The sequence below is a fragment of the Aeromonas veronii genome, from assembly GCA_041319085.1.
In the GTDB taxonomy this organism is placed as follows: Bacteria; Pseudomonadota; Gammaproteobacteria; order Enterobacterales; family Aeromonadaceae; genus Aeromonas; species Aeromonas veronii_F.
The window spans coordinates 1,929,009-1,949,475 of sequence record CP101033.1 but is presented as its reverse complement, the minus strand read 5'-3'; the positions used below and the strand labels follow the sequence as shown (position 1 = coordinate 1,949,475).

General features: G+C 58.2%; 15 protein-coding genes and 1 pseudogene. 4 read left to right on the top strand and 12 right to left on the bottom strand.

Annotated elements, in window-relative coordinates; translation table 11 throughout:
- Window positions 1-3 precede the first annotated feature (3 nt).
- Genes NMD14_09285 through pheS form a run of 5 tightly spaced genes read right to left on the bottom strand, consistent with a single transcriptional unit; the run spans window position 4 to window position 8,932 of the window.
- A complete protein-coding gene (locus NMD14_09285; GenBank protein XEI34548.1) occupies window positions 4-1,248 on the bottom strand; it encodes a response regulator in 1,245 nt (414 codons plus the stop codon).
- Window positions 1,235-5,221 carry a transporter substrate-binding domain-containing protein gene (locus tag NMD14_09280; protein ID XEI34547.1) on the bottom strand — a complete coding sequence of 1,329 codons (3,987 nt, stop codon included), beginning with the start codon at window positions 5,219-5,221 and terminating at the stop codon, window positions 1,235-1,237. The genes NMD14_09285 and NMD14_09280 overlap by 14 nt, the downstream gene beginning before the upstream one ends.
- A gap of 15 nt (window positions 5,222-5,236) precedes the next feature.
- Entirely contained in the window at window positions 5,237-5,533 is a 297-nt protein-coding gene (gene ihfA, locus NMD14_09275; protein XEI34546.1) for an integration host factor subunit alpha, read from the bottom strand.
- Between the two features lie 3 nt (window positions 5,534-5,536).
- Complete coding sequence (pheT, locus tag NMD14_09270) at window positions 5,537-7,936, bottom strand: phenylalanine--tRNA ligase subunit beta (protein XEI34545.1); 2,400 nt, start codon at window positions 7,934-7,936, stop codon at window positions 5,537-5,539.
- Window positions 7,937-7,948: 12 nt separating this feature from the next.
- Window positions 7,949-8,932, bottom strand: a complete 984-nt coding sequence (pheS, locus tag NMD14_09265) for a phenylalanine--tRNA ligase subunit alpha (GenBank protein XEI34544.1) — start codon at window positions 8,930-8,932, stop codon at window positions 7,949-7,951.
- Between the two features lie 520 nt (window positions 8,933-9,452).
- Here pheS and NMD14_09260 point away from each other — a divergent pair.
- The 4 genes and pseudogenes from NMD14_09260 to fabA all read left to right on the top strand — a co-directional run bounded on the left by NMD14_09260 (window position 9,453) and on the right by fabA (window position 13,459).
- The gene (locus tag NMD14_09260) at window positions 9,453-10,031 is read left to right on the top strand and encodes a PhnA domain-containing protein (protein XEI34543.1); all 579 of its coding nucleotides are present in this window, start codon (window positions 9,453-9,455) and stop codon (window positions 10,029-10,031) included.
- 223 nt (window positions 10,032-10,254) lie between these two features.
- Window positions 10,255-10,531, top strand: a pseudogene (locus NMD14_09255) (IS66 family transposase).
- Between the two features lie 313 nt (window positions 10,532-10,844).
- Entirely contained in the window at window positions 10,845-12,821 is a 1,977-nt protein-coding gene (locus NMD14_09250; GenBank protein ID XEI34542.1) for a Lon protease family protein, read from the top strand.
- Between the two features lie 77 nt (window positions 12,822-12,898).
- Window positions 12,899-13,459: a 3-hydroxyacyl-[acyl-carrier-protein] dehydratase FabA gene (gene fabA / locus NMD14_09245; protein ID XEI34541.1), complete on the top strand. Its 561-nt coding sequence runs from the start codon at window positions 12,899-12,901 to the stop codon at window positions 13,457-13,459.
- A gap of 84 nt (window positions 13,460-13,543) precedes the next feature.
- Here the strand turns inward: fabA and rmf are convergent, their stop codons facing one another.
- The 7 genes from rmf to sixA all read right to left on the bottom strand — a co-directional run bounded on the left by rmf (window position 13,544) and on the right by sixA (window position 20,403).
- Window positions 13,544-13,720: a ribosome modulation factor gene (rmf, locus tag NMD14_09240; protein XEI34743.1), complete on the bottom strand. Its 177-nt coding sequence runs from the start codon at window positions 13,718-13,720 to the stop codon at window positions 13,544-13,546.
- A 161-nt stretch (window positions 13,721-13,881) separates the two neighbouring features.
- Entirely contained in the window at window positions 13,882-15,795 is a 1,914-nt protein-coding gene (locus NMD14_09235; GenBank protein XEI34540.1) for an ABC transporter ATP-binding protein, read from the bottom strand.
- A 73-nt stretch (window positions 15,796-15,868) separates the two neighbouring features.
- On the bottom strand, window positions 15,869-16,099 hold the full coding sequence (locus NMD14_09230) for a glutaredoxin family protein (protein XEI34539.1): 231 nt from the start codon (window positions 16,097-16,099) through the stop codon (window positions 15,869-15,871).
- Window positions 16,099-18,276, bottom strand: coding sequence for a bifunctional 23S rRNA (guanine(2069)-N(7))-methyltransferase RlmK/23S rRNA (guanine(2445)-N(2))-methyltransferase RlmL (rlmKL, locus tag NMD14_09225; protein ID XEI34538.1), 2,178 nt, complete (start codon window positions 18,274-18,276; stop codon window positions 16,099-16,101). Before rlmKL ends, NMD14_09230 begins: the two co-directional genes overlap by 1 nt.
- A 231-nt stretch (window positions 18,277-18,507) precedes the next feature.
- Entirely contained in the window at window positions 18,508-19,443 is a 936-nt protein-coding gene (locus NMD14_09220) for a DMT family transporter (protein XEI34537.1), read from the bottom strand.
- Between the two features lie 152 nt (window positions 19,444-19,595).
- On the bottom strand, window positions 19,596-19,802 hold the full coding sequence (locus NMD14_09215) for a DUF1107 domain-containing protein (GenBank protein ID XEI34536.1): 207 nt from the start codon (window positions 19,800-19,802) through the stop codon (window positions 19,596-19,598).
- Between the two features lie 133 nt (window positions 19,803-19,935).
- The gene (gene sixA, locus NMD14_09210; protein XEI34535.1) at window positions 19,936-20,403 is read right to left on the bottom strand and encodes a phosphohistidine phosphatase SixA; all 468 of its coding nucleotides are present in this window, start codon (window positions 20,401-20,403) and stop codon (window positions 19,936-19,938) included.
- Window positions 20,404-20,467 lie beyond the last annotated feature (64 nt).

Here is a 20,467-nt window from a genome sequence, read left to right as displayed (position 1 = left end):
GGCTTACCAGCGCCCCGTCATACCGCGCGCTCGCCACACCTCGACGTCGAGCAGGTTGTAAGGGTCATCCAGGTAGACTGCGATCCCCAGTTCCTTGACCCGGGTCATAAAACGTCCCAGCAGGGAGTCATCGGTCAAGGACTCCATCTCCGGCAAGATCCCCTGTCCCAGCAGCAAGGCTTGCAGCGGCAGACGCTCCAGCAGATCGAATGGCAGATGCTGACCGTTGTCGAGCAGCAGCGCAAGTTTGCTCCCCGCCAGACTGGCTTGCAGCACCAGTGCGAAGCGATCTGCATTGCCGAGCAGGTGATCACGCCGGTGGATCAACAAGGTCAGCTCGGAGGGGGGGCGCGACTGCTCCGCCAGCCACTCCTTGAGGACCTCCCAGCGGCTGGGCAAGCCCGTTACCGCCAGCCAGACCGGATAAGGGGTGGCGGGGCTGGAGAGCAGCCCAAGCTGACCTTGCACCTCCCCCTGCCAAGGGCGGATAGAGCGACGCTGGCCACTCAACCGCTGCTGCCGTAACGGGCCCAGATAAAGCCTGCGCAGCAACCTGAGCAGCGCATCGCCGTCGAGGGGTTTAGCCAGTGCCGCCAGAATATTGAAACCGGCATCATGGAGCAGCCGGCGGGCACCATCGATCAGTGTCTGTTCATGAGCGGAGAGCAGCACGATGGGCAGCCCAGCCTCCTGCAACTGGGGCTGGCTCATCAACAGGCTGATGGCATCTTGCTCCACCAGACTGAGATCGCACACCAGCAGACTGATATCGCCCGCCGCCAGCGCCGCAAGACAGGCTGCTTCATCTTGCACCCACAGGCAGGAGAGCCCCCATGCGGCAATGGCTTGTTGCAGTTGCATTCCCTGAAACGGGTGGTCTTCAAGCAGCAGCACCTGGTTGGCCGCCAGCCAGTGGCTCCAGTCACGGTAACTGGCCGCAAGGCCTCCCAACCAGTCCTCGCCGATTGCGTAGATCCCCTGATGCTGCTGCAACTCGGGGAAATAGTCCGCCTGCTGATGGGCGGCGGGGTCGTAAAGCGCGATGGCACCGGCCGCAAAAAGCCCTTCCCACTGCCAGCAGGCATCCGGTTGAGTGCGGCGCAGCGCCACATAGGAGGGCAATGTCATGGCGCTGGCCAGCTCATGGGCGGTGCGATCGAGGGCGTAGAGCACAATGGGGCAAAATCCGGCCGCCTCGCGATCTTCCGAGTCGAGTAACGCCAATAGTTCTTCATCACTGATGATCATCTTGAGCCCTCTTTGAAAACGGCTGGCTGAACTCATCCAATACCCGGTGTAGTTCTGATGACAGCGCCGGATGGGGCGTTCGCTGCCACTCTTCGATAACAGTCACCAACGCGGTGGCGCCTACCATTCTGGCGGCCCCCTTCAACTTGTGTAAAGCCGCATTCACACCAACGTCATCTTCTGCTTGGCAACAGCGGTCAAGTTCCGCCAGATCGTCACGGGTCGCCTTTAGATAAAGGGCGGCCAATTCATCGGTCAACAGCGAGGCCACCGGTGCCGGGGCGATGGCATTGCGCTCCGCTCTGGCAATATGGCTTAGCAAAGTCGCCAGCGTCTTGAGGGCGACCGGCTTGTCCAGATGACCATCGCAACCGCAGGATTGCAGCTCACTCGCCGCTTGCTCACTGAGATCTGCGGTGATGACGTAGACTGGTAAACAGGCCCAGCGCGTTGATTGGCGCAACGCGCTGCACAGCTCGGCCCCGTTCATCACCGGCATCTGCAGATCCGTCAACACCAGGTCCACCTCGTGCTGCGCCAGCATCGCCAGCGCCAGCTGGCCGTTAGCGGCAGTGATGACGCTGGCACCGAGTTGCCCCAGTTGCAAGCTGATCAGCTCGCGATTGACATCGTGATCTTCAACCAGCAGCACCCGCATGCCACGTCCTGGCTGAGTGCCTGCGACCGATTGACCAGGAGTCAATCGTGGCTGCAGCAGGGTGATAATGGTACCGGGCACCCAGGACTCCCCTTGCCAGGCCCAATGGTAGAGCCCCTGTTCGTCCACCTCCGCTTGCAACGTATCAACGGCGTTGCTGAAGGTGGCGATCCCCAATCGACTAAGCCAGGGCGAAAGGGCTTGTGCCTCATCATGAGGTAAGGAGAGCGCCAGCTGCCGCACCTTGGGCTGCCAGTCCGGCTCCTGCTGAACTCGCTTCAGTGGCAACTCGCAGAAGAAGCGGCTACCGCCGCCGATACGCCCCTCGACATCGATAAGGCCACCCATCTGCTCGATCAACTGCTTGCAGATTGCCAGACCAAGGCCGGTACCCGGCGCCCGCAGTTGCCCTGCAACGGCAAACTGCTCGAATGGCATAAAGAGCGTGGGGCGCATCTTGGCGGTGATCCCCGGCCCCTGATCATCCACCCCGAAGCGCAAGGTCGACGCTGCCAGCTCGGCCCACAGCACCACTTCCCCATGCAGGCTGAACTTGATGGCATTGGAGAGCAGATTGTGGAGCACTTGCCGTACCCGATGGGGGTCGAGTGACTGCAGGGCAGGCAGGGCCGGGTCCAGTTGCAAGCGCAGTTGTAATCCCTTGGCTCGCGCCTTGGTCCAGTGCACCGCCGCCACGTGCTCGCACAGCTCGGTGAAATCAGTGGGCTGGGGCGAAAGAGAGAGTTTGCGGTTTTCATTGCGGCTAAAGTCGAGCACATCGTTGAGCAAGCCGAGCAGCTCATCACCCGCCTGACGTACTCGCGCCAACGCCGAATCCTGCTCTCTCGACAAAGGGGTGCTGGCCAGCCACTCCAGCCAACCGAGAATGGCATTCATCGGCGTGCGGATCTCGTGGCTGATGGCGGCCAGAAAACGGCCCTTGGCCTGTACCGCCTGTTGCGCCTGTTCATGAGAGTGTTGCAATGCCTGATCCTGCTCGACCCGGGCAGTGGCATCCTGCATCACTGCATAGATCCGCCAACCCTGCGGCTGACTGCGGCCACGGCCATAGAGCTGCAGCCAGCGCACACCCTTGGTCGGATGGTGATAACGCAGGGTGAACGCGAAGGGTTTGCCTGCCTGCAACATGGCGAACATGTCACGCCGCACCCGGCGGCGATCCTCGCGCTCAAGCATAGTGAACACCCGTTTGGGCTCACGGCGGATCTGCTGACTCGCCAGCCCCAGCAACTCGTAACAGCCCCGGCTGATAAACTCGATGGCCCCCACCTGTCCCCGCTCGAACATAAACTGCAACACCACGCCGGGCACGGTATTGGTCAGGGCGCGCAGGCGGCGCTCAGCCTGACGCAGAAAACGGGCCTGCTCACGCAGCACGCTGATATCCGACAGCGCGATGAGATCGATGGCGGGCGCCTGCTTGTCCAACCGCAGCGGATGCTGGGCATAAGCGAAAACCTGATCCCCCAGCACCAACTCCCCTTCGCTCTTCTGGGGCTGCACCGGTGGTAATATCAACTGCTGCGAGTAACGCAGGGCCAGACGTCTTCCCTGCTTGTTGGATTTGATCACCTTGCCCTGACTGTTGCGCAGATAGACGGGCACTGGCAGCGCCTGAAACATGGTTTCACGCAGCTCGTTCTCGATGGCCAGCGCCTTCTCAACGGCGTGACGCTGTGCCACCTCCCGTGCCAGTTGCTGACGGGAGCGCCAGATCCCGCCGATGACAATACCGCTGATCAGCAGTGCCATAGCGATAGAGCCAAACCAGGCGGCGTAGCTCACGCCGGGCTGCTGTAAGACGAGCAAGCGACGCCAGCGCTGGTTAAGTTCATCGATCTGGCTACTGGTCAGGGCCATCAGGTTACGATCCATCACCCCGGCCAGCTCGGTCTGATCTTTCTTGATAGCAAAGCCCAGGCCGAAGCGATCCTCCAGCTCCTCAATATCGAGCCCTTCCAGCAAGTTGGTGCGCTGGGGATATTGCAGCTGATAAAGCTCGCTCAGCATGGCGTCAGCCTTGCCCTGTTTGATCGCTGCGAGCCCCTGCTCTAGCCCGTCGGTGCGAACCCACTCCTGATCACCGAGCTGGCCGAGCAAGGAGGGATCGTAGAGGGATTCCGGCACCAGAATACGCTGCCGCTTGAGCTGGGTGATATGATCGGCAACCAGCTTGCGCGAGCTGATCAAGGCAAACCGGTTGATGGAGATCGTCCGGCTGAAGATAAATTCATCCGTCAGTGCAGGGGATTCTGGCAAGCCGGCCATCATATCCGCCTCACCGCGCCGCAGCTTTTCTACTGCCTCCGCCTTGCTGGCGGCAGGCACCAGCTTGTATTTCAGGCCGGTCTCCTGGGTGACCCGGCGCAGCACATCCGCGCTCCATCCTTTCGCCTCCCCCAGATCATTAACGCCGCTATAGGGCATCAGCTCTGGATTGACCACCAGACGAACAGTGCGACCCCGGCCAGAGAGCCAAGCCTGCTCAGTATCGCTGAAGTGCAACTGGTTGACATAGAGCGACCCCTGATCGAGGTAGCGTCCCAGATCGGCGTAGAGACTGCCGGCAGGCATGTAGCGGATGGCGGTATCGATCAGGCGGGCCAGCTCCGGCTCGTCGCGCATCATCAACCTGTAGCTGACCACCATCTCATCCCCCAACAACCGGCGTAGTCGCAAGCCATCGGCAGGAAACTCGCGCATCAGGTAGCGCAGTTGCAGATAGTCACCCAGATAGGCATTCCCTTTTCCACTCTCCAGCGCCATGTATAGATCCTCCCCCTTCGGCAGTTGCCTGATCACCGCATTCGGGTAGAGCGCCCTGAGCATCTTTTCAGAGCTGGTAGCCGCAGGAACCAGAAAGGTCGCATGTTCAAGATCACCACGGTAGAGAATGGCCGCATCCGTCTCCATCATGGCACGGCTGACCAACATATCGGGCATCACGGTCGAGAGCGGCCCGACATGGGGTACCAGGTCGCAGTGACCACGCAGCAGTGCATCGCGCGCCGCTTGCCAGTCAGGCAGTTCGCGAACCTTGAGCGGGACCGGCAACACGGCAGCCAACTTGGCGATCCGATCCTTGAGCAACCCACCACCCTCTAACAAATAAGGGGGCGGAAGGGTCGCGGGATAACAGATCTCCAGCTGGCTGATGGAGTCAACATAGGCTTGTGTCGCTGGCGCCAGCGGCAGCACTGTAGTCTGCAATGGCTTGGCGTGCAGCGGCAGTGCCAACAGGGCACCGAGCAGAAGTATTGGGAATTTTGTCATCTGAAAACAAAAGCCAGGCATCTGCCTGGCTTTTTATCACTCATTGGGTTCAACATTTTCTACCCTGGCCTTGAGCTTCTGGCCAGGCCGGAAGGTCACCACGCGGCGGGCGCTGATAGGAATATCCTCGCCCGTCTTGGGGTTACGTCCAGGACGCTGATTCTTCTCACGAAGGTCAAAGTTACCGAAGCCTGAAATCTTCACTTGTTCACCACGCTCAAGCGCCTGTCGGATTTCCTCAAAGAAGGCTTCCACCATATCTTTGGCTTCACGCTTGCTCATCCCGAGCTGGGTGAACAGGTGCTCTGCAATGTCGGCTTTGGTAAGCGCCATAGATCAATCCCTCAAGGATGCATTCAACTCTTCACCAAGGGCCCGCACGACATTGTCTACGGTCTCGGCAATCTCTTTCTCCTCCAAGGTGCGCTGGGTATCTTGCAATACAAGACTAATGGCTAGGCTCTTCTTGTCCTCTGCCATACCAGCACCCTGGTATACGTCAAACAAGTTTATTCCAACTACCTGATTTCCGCCAACTTTTTTAATTACCGCAAGCACATCACCTGCCAGAACCGTAACATCGACCACCACGGCGATGTCGCGACGGTTCGCCGGGAACTTGGACACTTCGGCAGCTACCGGCACCTTGGCCGGGGTCAGCTTGTCCAGCTCCAGCTCAAACATCACCGCGCGGCTCTTGAGACCCAGCTTCTTCTCGAGGCTCGGGTGGATCACGCCAATGTGACCGATGATCTCGCCATTACGCAGGATGGCTGCGCTCTGGCCAGGGTGCAGGGCGCTGTGCTCGGTACGCTCGAAAGTAAAGGTGGCCCCTTCGGCGGTCAAGTCCAGCACCGCTTCCAGATCCCCTTTCAAATCAAAGAAGTCGGCTGAGCGGGTTTTGATGTCCCAGTGCTCGTCGCTCTGGTTGCCAGTGATAATACCGGCCAACATCGGCTCCTGACGGATGCCGTTCTCGGCATTTTCGTCCTTGATGAAGCGCAGACCCTGCTCGAACAGACGCACACGCGGCTGCTGACGGTTCTGGTTGTAGACCACCGCCTGCACCAGACCCGGGAACAGAGAGACACGCATGGCGGACATCTCGACCGAGATCGGGTTCGGCAGCACGATGGCATCGCTCTGCGGGAACAGGGTTTGCTGGGTCTTGGGATCAACGAAGCTGTAGGTGATCGCTTCCTGGAAGCCGCGGTCAACCAGCAGGTCGCGCACGCGCTTCAGGGTCACCTGCCCTTCAGCCTGCTCCACCATCGCCAGAGAGGCGGCGGGTTTGAGGTTCGGGATGTTGTTGTAGCCGTAGATGCGGGCCACTTCCTCGATGAGGTCTTCCTCGATGGCAATATCAAAACGCCAGGAGGGCGCGAGCGCAGTCCAACCGTCAGCATCCACAGTGACCTGCATGCCGAGGCGAGTCAGGATCTCGACCACCTGAGCGTCAGCCACGCTGATACCGATCACCTTGTCGAGCTTGCTGCGACGCAGCTTGATGGGTGCCGCTTTCGGCAGATGGGCATCGGATTTGACCTCGATGACCGGACCGGCTTCGCCGCCGCACTCTCCGCCACAAATGTCCAGCAGCAGACGGGTGGCACGATCCATCACCTTGGCCTGCAGCTCCGGATCCACCCCGCGCTCGAAGCGGTGGGAGGAGTCGGTGTGCAGACCGTAAGCACGAGCACGGCCGGTGATGGAGAGCGGCGCGAAAAAGGCGCACTCCAGCAGGATGTCGGTAGTGGTCTCACTGACACCTGTGCGATTGCCACCGAAGATACCGGCCATGCAGGCAGGACCTTTGGCATCGGCAATCACCAAAGTGGTCTCTTTGAGCTTCACTTCGTTGCCGTCGAGCAGGGTCATCGGCTCGTCAGCGTGGGCGCGACGCACCACCAGTTCCCCTTCCAGAGTAGCCAGATCAAAGGCGTGCATCGGCTGACCGTATTCCAGCAGCAGGTAGTTGGTAATGTCGACAATGGCGTCGATGGAGCGAATGCCGCCACGACGCAGCTTCTCTTGCATCCAGAGCGGGCTCTGGGCCTGCAGGTTCAGCCCCTTGATGACGCGCCCCAGATAACGGGGGCAATCGGCGGTTGCTTCAACCCGGATCGGGAAAGTTGCATCGATGGTGGCAACAGCTGGTGCCCAGGTCGGCTCGACCACGTCCACGCTGTTGAGCACGCCAATCTCACGGGCCAGACCGGCGATACCGAGGCAATCGGCGCGGTTCGGGGTCAGATCCACGTCGATAGAGACGTCGTTCAGATTGAGGTAGTCGCGAATATCGGTACCGATGGGGGCATCGGCCGGCAGCTCGATGATGCCGTCAGCTTCGACGTCGATACCCAGCTCACTGAAAGAACAGAGCATGCCGTGAGACGGCTGGCCACGCAGCTTGGCTTTCTTGATGGTGAAATCACCCGGCAGGGTCGCCCCTACTTTGGCCACGCACACTTTGAGGCCCTGACGGCAGTTCGGTGCGCCGCAGACGATGTCCAGCAGCTCGGCTTCGCCCACGTTGACCTTGGTCACCCGCAGTTTGTCGGCATCTGGATGCTGGGCACACTCGACCACTTCACCCACCACCACATTATTAAACTGACCAGCCACCGCTTCCACGGCGTCCACTTCCAGACCGGCCATGGTGATCTGCTCGGCCAGTGCATTGTCACTCAACTCGGTGCGGACCCACTCCATCACCCAGGATTTACTGAATTTCATGTTCTCTCGCCCTTACTTGAACTGCTTGAGGAAGCGCAGGTCGTTTTCGAAGAAGGCACGCAGGTCGTTGACCCCGTAACGCAGCATGGTCAGGCGCTCAACGCCCATGCCGAAGGCAAAGCCGGAGTATTTTTCCGGATCGATACCGACCGAACGCAGTACGTTCGGGTGCACCATGCCGCAGCCCAGCACTTCCAGCCACTTGCCGTTCTTGCCCATCACGTCTACTTCGGCACTCGGCTCGGTGAACGGGAAGTAGGAAGGACGGAAGCGGATGGTCAGATCTTCCTCGAAGTAATTGCGCAGGAAATCGTGCAGGATCCCTTTCAGCTCGGTAAAGCTGGCATGCTCGTCAACCAGCAGACCTTCAACCTGATGGAACATCGGAGTGTGGGTCATGTCATAGTCGTTACGATAGACGCGGCCCGGAGCAATGATGCGGATCGGCGGCTGTTGCTGCTGCATGGTGCGGATCTGCACGCCCGAAGTGTGGGTACGCAGCATCAGATCTGGATTGAAGTAGAAGGTATCGTGATCGGTACGCGCCGGGTGGTGAGCCGGAATATTCAGCGCATCGAAGTTGTGGAAGCCATCTTCAATCTCGGGACCACGGGCCACCTTGAAGCCCATCTCGCCAAACAGGCGCTCGATGCGCTCGATGGTGCGGGTTACCGGGTGCAGACCACCATTCTCGATGCGACGGCCCGGCAGGCTAACGTCGATGGTCTCGGCGGCCAGCTTCTGGTTCAGCACGGCGATTTCGAGGGCTTCACGACGCTCGTTCAGGGCATCCTGAACCTGCTGTTTGGCCTGGTTGATCACGGCGCCCGCGGCAGGACGCTCTTCGGCAGACAAGGCACCCAGGCCTTTCATCTGCTCAGTAAAAAAGCCCTTTTTACCCAGATATTTGACCCGGATTTCGTCGAGGGTAGCGATATCGCTCACGCCCTCAATTTCGGCCTTGGCCTGGCCGACTACTTCTTCAAGCTGTTGCATGTCTTCCTCGTCACCACTCCCGGTACAGGAGCCTTTAGGCTAAATAAGGTCAAGAGGGGAATAATACAAAAAAAGCCCCTTCGCTGGCCATAGTTAAGGTGGGCTTTTATCCCTACAAATCATTTTGTTATATCAAGCGAGTCTCAACATCGCTCCGTGCTGTTGAAATAATGATAAAAATATTTAGTTTGTTGGCATATAAGCCATTTTTAAAACGAGTCATCTTGCTCCTATCATTTTGTGTTGAGAATGTGTGTTTTGTGGAGAATACGTGGCGCATGAAAAGATGAGGCTAGCCTTGAAGCTGTTTACACAGAGCCGGCACGCTTTTCGCCATACATCAGGCAACACCTAAAAAACCGGAGTTGCATTCCGTTTTCGCGGCCGCTCATCTTGCACTCTCAGCCATCAACCGATGACTGACCTGACAAAGTACAAGGTTATGTGCTATATTTCGCCCCCTCTTTTACGCATCCCGCCCAACGCGGGCCGCTTTACCACTAGCTATGGGACCAACAACATGACCATCAACGCCATCCTGCAAGCGCGCGCGGGCGCCAAGTGTGAACTGTGCAGCGCCGAGCAGACGCTGACCGCCTTCGTGGTGCCTCACTCTCCCGCCAGTGACGATGATCATAGCGTTGCTATTTGTGACACCTGCCATGGTCAACTGGAACAACCGGATACCCTGGTGGTCAACCACTGGCATTGCCTGAGTGACAGCATGTGGAGCCAGGTGCCTGCGGTGCAGGTGATGGCATGGCGCCAACTGAAAGCACTCTCCGGCAAGGGTGAGGTGTGGGCTCAGGATCTGCTGGACATGATGTACATGGAAGACGAGGACAAGGCCTGGGCTGAAGCCGGAATGGCTAATGACGATGACGACAGCGTGCCGACCGTTGATTCCAACGGAGCCGTACTGCAAGAGGGCGACTCCGTCACCCTGATCAAGGATCTGGACGTGAAAGGCGCCGGTTTCACCGCCAAGCGCGGCACCCTGCTCAAGGGCATCCGCCTGACCAACAACCCGCTCCATATCGAAGGCAAGGTCAACGGCGTGCAGATCGTACTGGTTGCAGCCTACCTGAAAAAGGCCTAATGCCAGTCATAGTTGGTCGCCCCGGTTTGCCAAGCCCCCAAAATGAAAGTGAGTCAGGTGGAGATTGCAGCCATAGATCCGGATTTCAAGCGAGGCAACAGCCTTTATCCCTGATGGAATTCGCTGGCCAGCACCTCAATCAGTTAAACCCACTTGAAAGTGCCCTGACTCGCTCGGGTTTTGCTGTCCACGGTCTGACCTGTCTCGCGATCATGGGCAAGGAAAGCAGTTAGAACAAGGAACCCAGCTCTGCTCGAAGCGCTATAGGGGGCCTGCGAGTGGCTCATTAAGGATGACGATATGCTGTGGCGCAAAGGGAGCTACGGGGTGTGTTCACATCGTGGAGAGCTGTTTCGTCAACGCATAGTGCCATTGGTAGAGATGGCCAAACGGCTGGGGGGCGTTGTCCCCAAGAGTGGCCGATCGTCGTCGAACCTGCATCGAAAAAACGGGATTACCCCATACCCTCCAGGTTGTGTGCGTCAAGCCCCTGCCAGTGAACGGTTACGTGGCCTCGGCTTCACGCAACAGGGGTAACTTCATTCCCGTCCTTCCGGCAACACAAACTGCTCCGGCTGTTTCTCAACCTCTGCCACTTACTTCGCGAAAGTCCCCGTGACATATACAGCAGGCAGCTCAATGCAAGGATGAGGTAAACAGACACCATGTGAAAACTCAGCTAGCTCGCCGTGTATCCCCTCAGACTCTCACCCATCTTTACCATATCACGGAGATGCTGCCAGATGCCTGCCACCACTTATTGAACTGTGTATAATGGCAACAATTGATCCTATCTTCGACCGGATGTCTTAAGTGGCTGAATTAACATCAGAACAATTAAAACCCGCTTTTGCGATTGAACAGTTCCCCATGCTCAGCGAGCTTGAACCCATCCCCTTTGCGGCGCTGCAGCCCAGAGCCATTTCCGGCATCAAGCGTCTCGCCAGTTTTGATGGTGACTGTCCGGTCATGCTGCTCAACGGGTTCCCCGGCGCAGATTACGAAGGCGTTTGCCAGACGCTGATTGCCGACTCCAATGGCAAAGATGGTGACCTGTTTGATCTCTGCTATACAGAGAATCTGAACAACCCCTACAAACCTATCTGGCTGCGACTGCAACCGGGTACTGGCGTCGAGTTTTGCGAAATGGTTGGCGAGCTGCTCAAGCTGTTGAGCCACCATCTCGATGCTGAACGCATCGTGACCCGCATCATGCGCAAGCAGAACAATGATCCGAAAATCGATGATTTCCTCTCCGATCTGGCGGCTCACGTAGCATTGGGTCTGGAGTTTCAGCACCCCATTCTGATCAACCTGCTTATCCACCACGAAGCACAGGAAGCGCCGATAATTTATGGCCGGGATCTCAACTGGGATACTCTGTTTGGCTCCATCAACTACCAGACCGAGCAAGGCTCTGTCTATGCCAACCAGCACCTGTTGGAACCAGGCTTGTTGCGCGAAGCCAACGGCGGCTACCTCATTTTGCAACTGGACGAGCTGCTGGATCAGCCGCACCTCTGGTTCAAACTGAAAAATGCCATGCAAAAAGGCGAGCTGGACTGGAACGCCTATCAGGAAGGGAAAACCTTGACCCCCTTCTTCGCACCTGAGGCGACTCCGATCAAGCTCAAGCTGATCCTGGTGGGTGACAGACTCGATGTGGCAGAGTTCCAGATGCTGGATCGGGATATGTCCGAGCGTATCTTCCTGCGCGCAGACCTGGTTTCCGAGGTCAATATTGAAGAGGATCTGCAGGAATTTCTGCAGTATCTGGCCTGGGTTCGCCAGCGCTGGAACCTGCTGGACTTCACGCCAGCCGCCCTCGCCGCCCTTTGTCGTCATGCCAGCCGCCTCTGTGACCATCAGGAATGGTTGTCACTCTCCGAGGTGCAGTTGGCCGCCATCATGCGGATGGCTGACAGTCTGGCCCGGGAGCTGGAATCAGAAGTGGTGAACGACGAGCATATTCGTGGCGCGCTGGAGGAGCAGGATTACCGCCTCAACTATCTGGTTGAACAGTCTGATCAGGGCGTTATCGACGGCCAGATCCTGCTGCAAACCGATGGCGAAGAGATTGGCCAGATCAACGGCCTGTCGGTCATTCAGGTCTCTGGTCACCCCTATGACTTCGGTGAGCCGGTGCGCCTCACCGCAACCGTCCACCTTGGTGATGGCGATGTGGCTGATATCGAGCGCAAAGCGGAGCTGGCCGGTCATATACACGCCAAGGCGATGATGATTATCCATGGTTATCTCTCCAACAAATTTGGCGCAGAGAACCCCTCCCCCCTGTCGGCCAATCTGGTGTTCGAGCAGTCTTACCACGAAATCGATGGTGACAGCGCCTCCCTGACCGGCCTGTGTGCCCTGCTCTCTGCCCTCGCTCGCCAGCCTATCTATCAGCACTTCGCCGTGACCGGTGCGGTCGATCAGTTTGGCAACGTGCAGGCCGTTGGTGGCGTCAACGAGAAGATTGAAGGCTTCTTCCGGGTGTGCAAGATCCACGGTATCACCGGCAAGCAAGGGATCATTCTGCCGGGGACCAATATCCAGCAGTTGAACCTCTCTGACGAGGTGATTGCCGCGGTTGAAGCGGGCCAGTTCCACATCCACCCGGTGGATCATGTGGAAGAAGCCATCGAGTTGCTGACCGGCTGTGTCGCTGGTGAGCCTGATATGCCCGATACCCTGTTTGGCCGTATTCAGGAGCGGTTGGACGAGTTGAACGGCTCCACTGCCAAAGTCGGACTGCTGCGAGCCCTGTTGGGGCGCCTGTTTGGCCGCTGATGAAGTGATCGGAGTTGTTTAGCGAACAACTGTAAGCTAAATTGGCCCGGCTTTGACCCATTTGAAGGAAATACCGCGTGACCGTAGACAATACCACCATGGAAGCCCGCCTTTCCCTGTGCGAACAGGGCAAGAACTCTTTTACCCGTGAAGAGCTGCTGGCTTGCAGCCGTGGCGAACTGTTTGGTGAGGGTAACAGTCAGCTGCCTGCCCCCAACATGTTGATGATGGACCGCATCGTCAAGATCAATGACAACGGCGGCGAACACGGCAAGGGCGAGATCCTGGCTGAGCTCGACATTACTCCGGATCTCTGGTTCTTCGATTGCCACTTCCCGGGTGATCCTGTGATGCCTGGCTGTCTCGGTCTGGACGCCATGTGGCAGCTGGTCGGCTTCTTCCTGGGCTGGAAAGGCGGCCCCGGCAAGGGTCGTGCGCTGGGCGTGGGTGAAGTGAAGTTCACCGGCCAGATCCTGCCGACTGCCAAGAAAGTGACCTACAAGATCACCTTCAAACGCGTCATCAACCGCAAGCTGGTGATGGGAATTGCTGATGGCGTGGTCGAAGTCGACGGCCGTCCGATCTACAGCGCCACCGATCTGAAAGTGGGCCTGTTCAAAGATACCACCGCATTCTGATCTGTCTGATTAGTGGTAAAACAGCATTAACGCAAAGGGGCCACAACGGCCCCTTTCCTTTTGTAATGAGTGATGAAGTACCAACTACTTCATGAAGAGGCCTGAGCCCCGCCCTTCCATGGCGTCACGCCAACCACCAAGCCAATGCCCACGGGCATCTAGGCATTGATACGGACACGTTTCTTTCTGTTTGCCGACCACGCCAGCCTGATAACCACGAGCACGAGCTCTTTCCAGACGGTCCCGCTTCTGTCTCTTCATCATCTACGACCCTCTTCGTGGAACAAAAAAAGCGACCAATTTTGCATCGGTCACTTTCATCTTTACTCCTGCGAGCGCACCCGGTCAAACAAAAACTTTCACCCTAATCGGGCTATGTGACACAAGGCATTGAACTGGATTAAGTTTTAATTACAAGAAACTTACTCCTGATTTTTGAGCCCTTCCAGCTCTTCCCAGCGAGCAAATGCCTGCTCCAGCGCGGCTTCGGCGGCATTGAGCGCATCCAGTTTCGGCTGGGTTTGCTCGGCTGACAGGGAGAAGAACCCGGGCTGATTGATCTCGCTTTGCAGCGTATCCAGCTCGACTTCCAGCTGCTCGAGACGAGCGGGCAACCCTTCCAGTTCAAGCTGCAGCTTGTAGGAGAGCTTCTTGCTCTTCTTCGGCGCTTCGTTAGCTACTGCAACAACCGGCTCGGGTACCTTGATCGGCGCACTCTTGACCTGTTGCTGGACACTCTGCTGTTCGCGGGTCGCCATCATGTCAGCATAGCCGCCCACGTAGTCGCTGATACGGCCATCCCCTTCAAACAGCCAGCAACCGGTCACTGTGTTGTCGATGAAACGACGATCGTGACTGACCAGCAGCAGGGTGCCGGGGTAGTCAGAAAGCAGCTCTTCCAGCAGTTCCAGGGTTTCCACATCCAGATCGTTGGTCGGTTCATCGAGGATCAGCAGGTTGCTGGGCTTGAGGAACAGCTTGGCCAGCAGCAGCCGGTTCTTCTCGCCACCAGAGAGCGCCTTGACCGGGGTACGGGCCCGCTTGGGCTCGAACAGGAAGTCCTGCAGGTAACCAAGAATGTGACGGGAGCGGCCACGCACCATCACCTCCTGCTTACCCTCCCCGACGTTGTCCACCACTGTCTGCTCGGGATCGAGTTGCTCGCGGTACTGATCGAAGTAGGCTACCTCCAGATTAGTGCCCCCCTTGACGGTGCCACGGGTCGGCTCAAGCTGACCCAACAACAGTTTGATCAGGGTCGATTTGCCGCAGCCGTTGGGGCCGACCAGCGCAATCTTGTCGCCGCGCAGCACTTGCAGATCGAGCCCCTTGAACAGGGTGCGATCGCCAAAGTCCAGCCCCAGCCCTTCGGTCTCGAACACCAGCTTGCCGGAGCGATTGACCTCGTCCAGCTGCAGCTTGGCCTTGCCCTGCAGCTCGCGGCGTTGGGAGCGCTCCATCCGCATCGCCTCAAGGGCACGGACCCGGCCTTCGTTACGGGTACGGCGAGCCTTGATGCCCTGACGCACCCATACCTCTTCCTGGGCCAGCTTGCGGTCAAACTCGGCATTTTTCAGCTCTTCGACCCGCAGCCACTCCTCTTTCCCCTGCAGGTATTCGTCGTAGTTGCCCGGCCAGGAGGTGATGGCACCGCGATCGAGATCGATGATCCGGGTTGCCAGCTTGTGGATGAACTCCCGATCGTGAGAAATAAAGACGATGGCGCCGCGAAAATCCTTGAGGAAATCTTCCAGCCAGTTGATGGCCTCAATATCCAGGTGGTTGGTCGGCTCATCGAGCAGCAACAAGTCGGGATCGCAGGCCAACGCACGGGCCAGCGCCACTTTGCGCAGCCAGCCGCCAGAGAGGCTGTCGAGGGTCACGTCAGGATCCAGCCCCAGCAGGGTCAATACCTGACTGATGCGGGTCTCGAATTGCCAGCCGTTCTGATAATCGAGCTGCTCTTGCAACTCGCTCATCTTGCGAATGTTTGCGTCTGAGGGATCGTGCGCCAGCTCCATGGAGATGTGGTGATACTGCTTGAGCAGCTCACCCACGCCCGCCAGCCCTTCGGCGGCATAGTCAAACACCGTCAGCTCGCTGGAGGCCGGTGGATCCTGCTCAAGGCGGGTCACTTTCAAATCTTGTTGCAGCACCAGACGGCCGTCGTCCAGCGGCAATTCGCTGGCGATGACCTTCATCAGGGTGGACTTGCCCGCCCCGTTGCGGCCCACCAGACAGAGGCGCTCACCGCGCTCGATGGTCAGTTCGGCATTGTCGAGCAGCGGGAAATCACTGAACGACAAACAGGCGCCGTGCAAGGTTAAAAGAGCCATGTGTATTCCTTATTTCATATGAAAAAAACGGGCAGCAGACTGGGTCTGCCCCCGTTTTATCGTCAAATCACGCTCACCCCTGACGGGCGGCCCAGCCTTTTAGCTCGGCCAGTGTGAAGGGCCAGCCGAGCTCGCGGCCAGCCTCGTCACGCAGTACCGGAATACGCACCCGATAGGCGGCAAGCCACTGCTCATCATCCATGATGTCGCACTGGCGGGTGGTGGCGGCAAGGCCGGCCTCCTCCACCAGCGCCCAAGCCTGCTCACAGAGGTGGCAACCGTCGGTGTGAAACAGGGTCAGCATCACGACTCGGCCTGCTCCGGCGCATGGGTGATGATCCAGCAGTTGTGGATGTGCTGGTTGCGCTCGAAATCCTTCGGTCGCGTCTTCTGGGTGATGTTCTGGGCCTTGAGACCGATAGCCTCGAGACCGGCCAGATCCATCTTGAAGTGACGCTTGTTGTTGGAGAAGACCAGGGTGCCGTCCGCCGCCAGCAGACGCTTCAGGTGCTGCATCAGCAACAGGTGATCGCGCTGCACGTCGAAGCTCTCGTCCATCCGCTTGGAGTTGGAGAAGGTGGGCGGATCGATAAAGATAAGATCGTACTGATCATCGGCTTCAGACAGCCACTTCAGACAATCGGCCTGCACAAACTTGTGCTGACGGCCCACCAGCGAGTTGAGACGCATGTTGTCCTGTGCCCAGTTCAGGTAGGTGTGGGACATGTCGACCGTGGTGGTCTCGCTGGCACCACCCAGACCTGCGTGCACGGTGGCACTGCCGGTATAGGCAAACAGGTTCAGGAAGCGCTTGCCCTTGGCCATCTGACCCAGCATGCGGCGAGTCTGACGATGGTCGAGGAACAGGCCAGTATCCAGATAGTCGTAGAGGTTGACCCACAGCCGGGCACCGTACTCCTGCACTTCCATCCGGTGTTGCTCTTCGGAGAGCTTCTGATACTGCTGTTTGCCTTCCTGACGCTCACGCACCTTCAGGATCACCTTCTCGCCGTCCATGCCGGTCACCTTGATGGCGGCCTGAACCATGTCGAGCAGACGCTGACGGGTCTTCTGGGCGGGGATATCTTTGGGCGCGGCATACTCCTGCACCACCAGATAGTCCTGATAGCGGTCGATGGCAGCGTTGTACTCCGGCAAGTCGGCATCATAGAGGCGATAGCAGTCGATGCCCTCTTTGTTGGCCCACTTCTCGAGGGTTTTCAGATTCTTGCGCAGACGGTTGGCAAAGTCCTGCGCCACCTCTTTTTGGGAGGCCACCGAGTCGAGTGCGATCTGGTAGTTACGCAGCTGACACTCGAGGGCGCCGTTGAACAGGCGATATTGCTTGTCGGCGCGCAGGCGCAGACAGCTGAGCAGTTCGGGGGATGCGGACAGAATGGAGACTTTCCACCCCTGGAAGCTGCGACGCAGGGCATCGCCCAACGCCTGATGCACTTCCAACAGCGCCGGGAATTCGCCAAGACGCTCGCCATAAGGCGGGTTGGAGATCAGCATACCGACCTGGCGAGCCTCCCCTTCCACAGTCGGCATAGGCAGCGGGTTTTCCAGCTTGGTGACATCGGCTTGCTTGAAGGTAATCAGGTGCGCCACACCGGCCGCTTTGGCGTTGTCGCGCGCTTTGAGCAGCACTCGGCTGTCGGCATCGCAACCAAACAGTTTTACTTCACAACGCTGCATGCCGCGTTTGGCGCGCACTTGCGCTTCCATCATCAGGCTCTGCCACAGCTCGCTATCGTGCTGCAGCCAGCGATCAAAACCGAAGCGCTCGCGGCGCAGCGCTGGCGCCATGTCGGCAGCGATAAAGGCCGCTTCAATCAGCAGCGTACCGGAGCCGCACATGGGGTCCATCATCGGCTCACCAGCCCAGCCGCTACGGGCAATCATGGCGCAGGCCAGGTTTTCTTTGAGCGGAGCTTCACCGGTGCCCTGACGATAGAAACGCTGGTGCAGCGCCGGGCCCGACAAGTCCAGCGTGATATTGGCCTTGCCTTTGCCCAGGTGCGCCATGATGCGGATATCCGGCGACTTCTTGTCCACGTCAGGACGCACGTGACCACGCTTGGTGAAGCGGTCGACGATGGCATCCTTGATCTTCAGCGCGCCATATTGGGTATTGCGAATGGCAGGGTTGGTACCGGTAAAGTCCACTGCGATGGTAGAGGTACCGGAGAAGTGCTCTTCCCAGGGAATGGTGTGGGCACCCAGATAGAGATCCAGATCGTCGTTCATCTGGAATTCGGAGAGCACCAGCACGATACGGGAGGCAAAACGGCTCCATAGGCAGGCCTTGTAGCCAATCGCCAGTTCGCCTTTGAAGTGGACGCCAGCGACGGTCTCACGGACCTGCTCTGCGCCCAGGGTGGTCAGCTCGTCGGCCAACAGGTTTTCCAGCCCTTTGGGGCAGGTTGCAAAAAATTCTTTCATCACGCTCACGGGGAACCCATAAAAATAGTGCCGCATTATACCTCATCAGGCGGGCTGGAGCATGCAAAAGTCGGCGGAAACAGCAGGATGAGAACAGATTGATAGGCGGCGAAAAAGGTAAAAGACCCCATGATCACTCAATGGCGAGATCATGGGGCCAGACATCATTTAGCAAATCACGTCATGCGCGCCTTTTGTCCCTGCGGTGCACCTACTTTTGTATACGCCTGCATTACTGCAGGTGCATTTGCGGGCCACGGGGTTCACCTACACTTTCGCGCAAGATGGCTCTTCGGGACCGGGCGCCATCGTCCCCCGGCGGCGACCCATCACCACCGGACGCACCAGCAGTTGTGCCAGCAAGACACCGAGCAGAGTCAGCCCCCCCCCGATCAGGTGATAGCTGGTCAGCCGCTCGTCCAGCAGGGTGATGGCAAGACCAGCGATCATCACCGGCAGCAGGTTCATAAAGATGGCGGTACGGGTAGCACCGAGCAGTGTAATCCCCTGCATCCAGAGCCAGGGTGAGAGCGCCGAGGTGGGGATACCGGCATAGAGGATCAGCCACAGAGCTCGACTATCCGGCCACTGGCCATCAACCAGCAGAAAGAAGGGAGTCAGGATCACCACACTGCAGAGCACCTGACCGTAGAGCAGCGACCAGTTGTCGAGCCCCAGATCCCACTTCTTGAGCAGCACGCTGTAAAGGGCATAAGTGCCCGCCGAAATTAGCATATAGACAGAGCCGATATGAATACCATGGGTAAACAGTCGGGTCGGGTCTCCCTGTCCCAGCAAGATAGACAAGCCGAGGATGGAGAGCAGAGCCCCCAACACGGCGCCCCAGGTGGGCCGCTCACGCAGCAGCCAGATGCTGAACAACACGGTCAACAGCGGCGTCAGCCCCATCATCAATCCCATCTCGGTGGCCCCCAGGGTTTGCGCCGCGTAGTAACCAAAAGTCTGGTTGAGCACCATGCCCAGCAAAGCCAGCATGGCGATCTGCCAAAGGCCTGCACGCAGGCGAGCACGCGCACGCCATACCCTACGGGCCAGAAACGGGCTTAATACCAGCGCAGCCACCACCCAGCGCGACCAGGCCAAGGCCGCGGGGGACAGAACACCGACCGCCAGTTTGCTGACGATGCCATTGCCCGCCCAGATGGCAATGCAAGAGAAGGGAAATAGAAAAGCAAGAGGCATGAAACGATCCAGACCGAAGAGACAACAGCGGGCCAGTATAGGGGGCGACGGGAGATAAACAAAGGTGTGAAGCTGGCCGGGCATAGGGCGCATGCCAGCGGCCAGAAACAAATATGCCCGTAAAGTGCAGGCATATCACGTTCAGAAGCACATCACGCGGCATCCATGTGCAGTCTGGAGATCAGCTCGTTGACCTCGGTGACAGTCTGGCGGTGGGGAATATCCGCCGGATTCGGCATCATCAACAAACCGGATTGGAAATCAAACCGCCCCCGACCATGGATGTAAATCCGACCTTTAAAGAAGGTTTTGACATGCTTTGCCACCATCAGTGGCAGGTACTTCTTGAACACTCTCATCGTTTGCAACCTCTTGCAGTTGTATCCGTATGACAGCAGCTTCTGCGAATTAATTCCGTAAAATATTTATAAAAACCCGGAAAAATCGCCCACCTCTTCCCAAAAAATTCAATTTGTAACTTTTTATTAACTTTTAGCCTATTGTATGCGGCCCTTCGAGCCAGAGCAAGGCTCCTTTGCCATGGTACCACTCGATACAGGCGATGCCCGAGGTGGCGAACATGGGCGCTCCTGCGGCCGGACAGAGGCTTTGCACCAGATAACCCACCAGCGGCAGATGGCTGACCATCAGGATCTGATCATGTTGCTGCGCCAGGGTGGTGAGGTAGCTGGCCACGAAAGCGGGATCACCGTACGGGGTAATGTCGCCACTCTCTTCAACGGCTGCTGCGTCAGGTAATTCACTGCATATGGCTTGCCAGGTCTGGCGAGCCCGCAGATAGTTGCTGTGGATCACCCGATCCAGCGGGCCAATCAGCTGAGGCGCCAACCAGCGGGCCATCTGGATAGACTCTTCAATACCCTGCTCGGTCAATGGACGCTGTTCATCTGTTTTCGCATTCATGCCAGCCTGGCCATGACGCATGATATAGATCTTCATTACAACCTCGCCCAACGGGCCTGTTTTGATAGCCGGGGGATCTTACCCCGCCACGGGTGTGGAA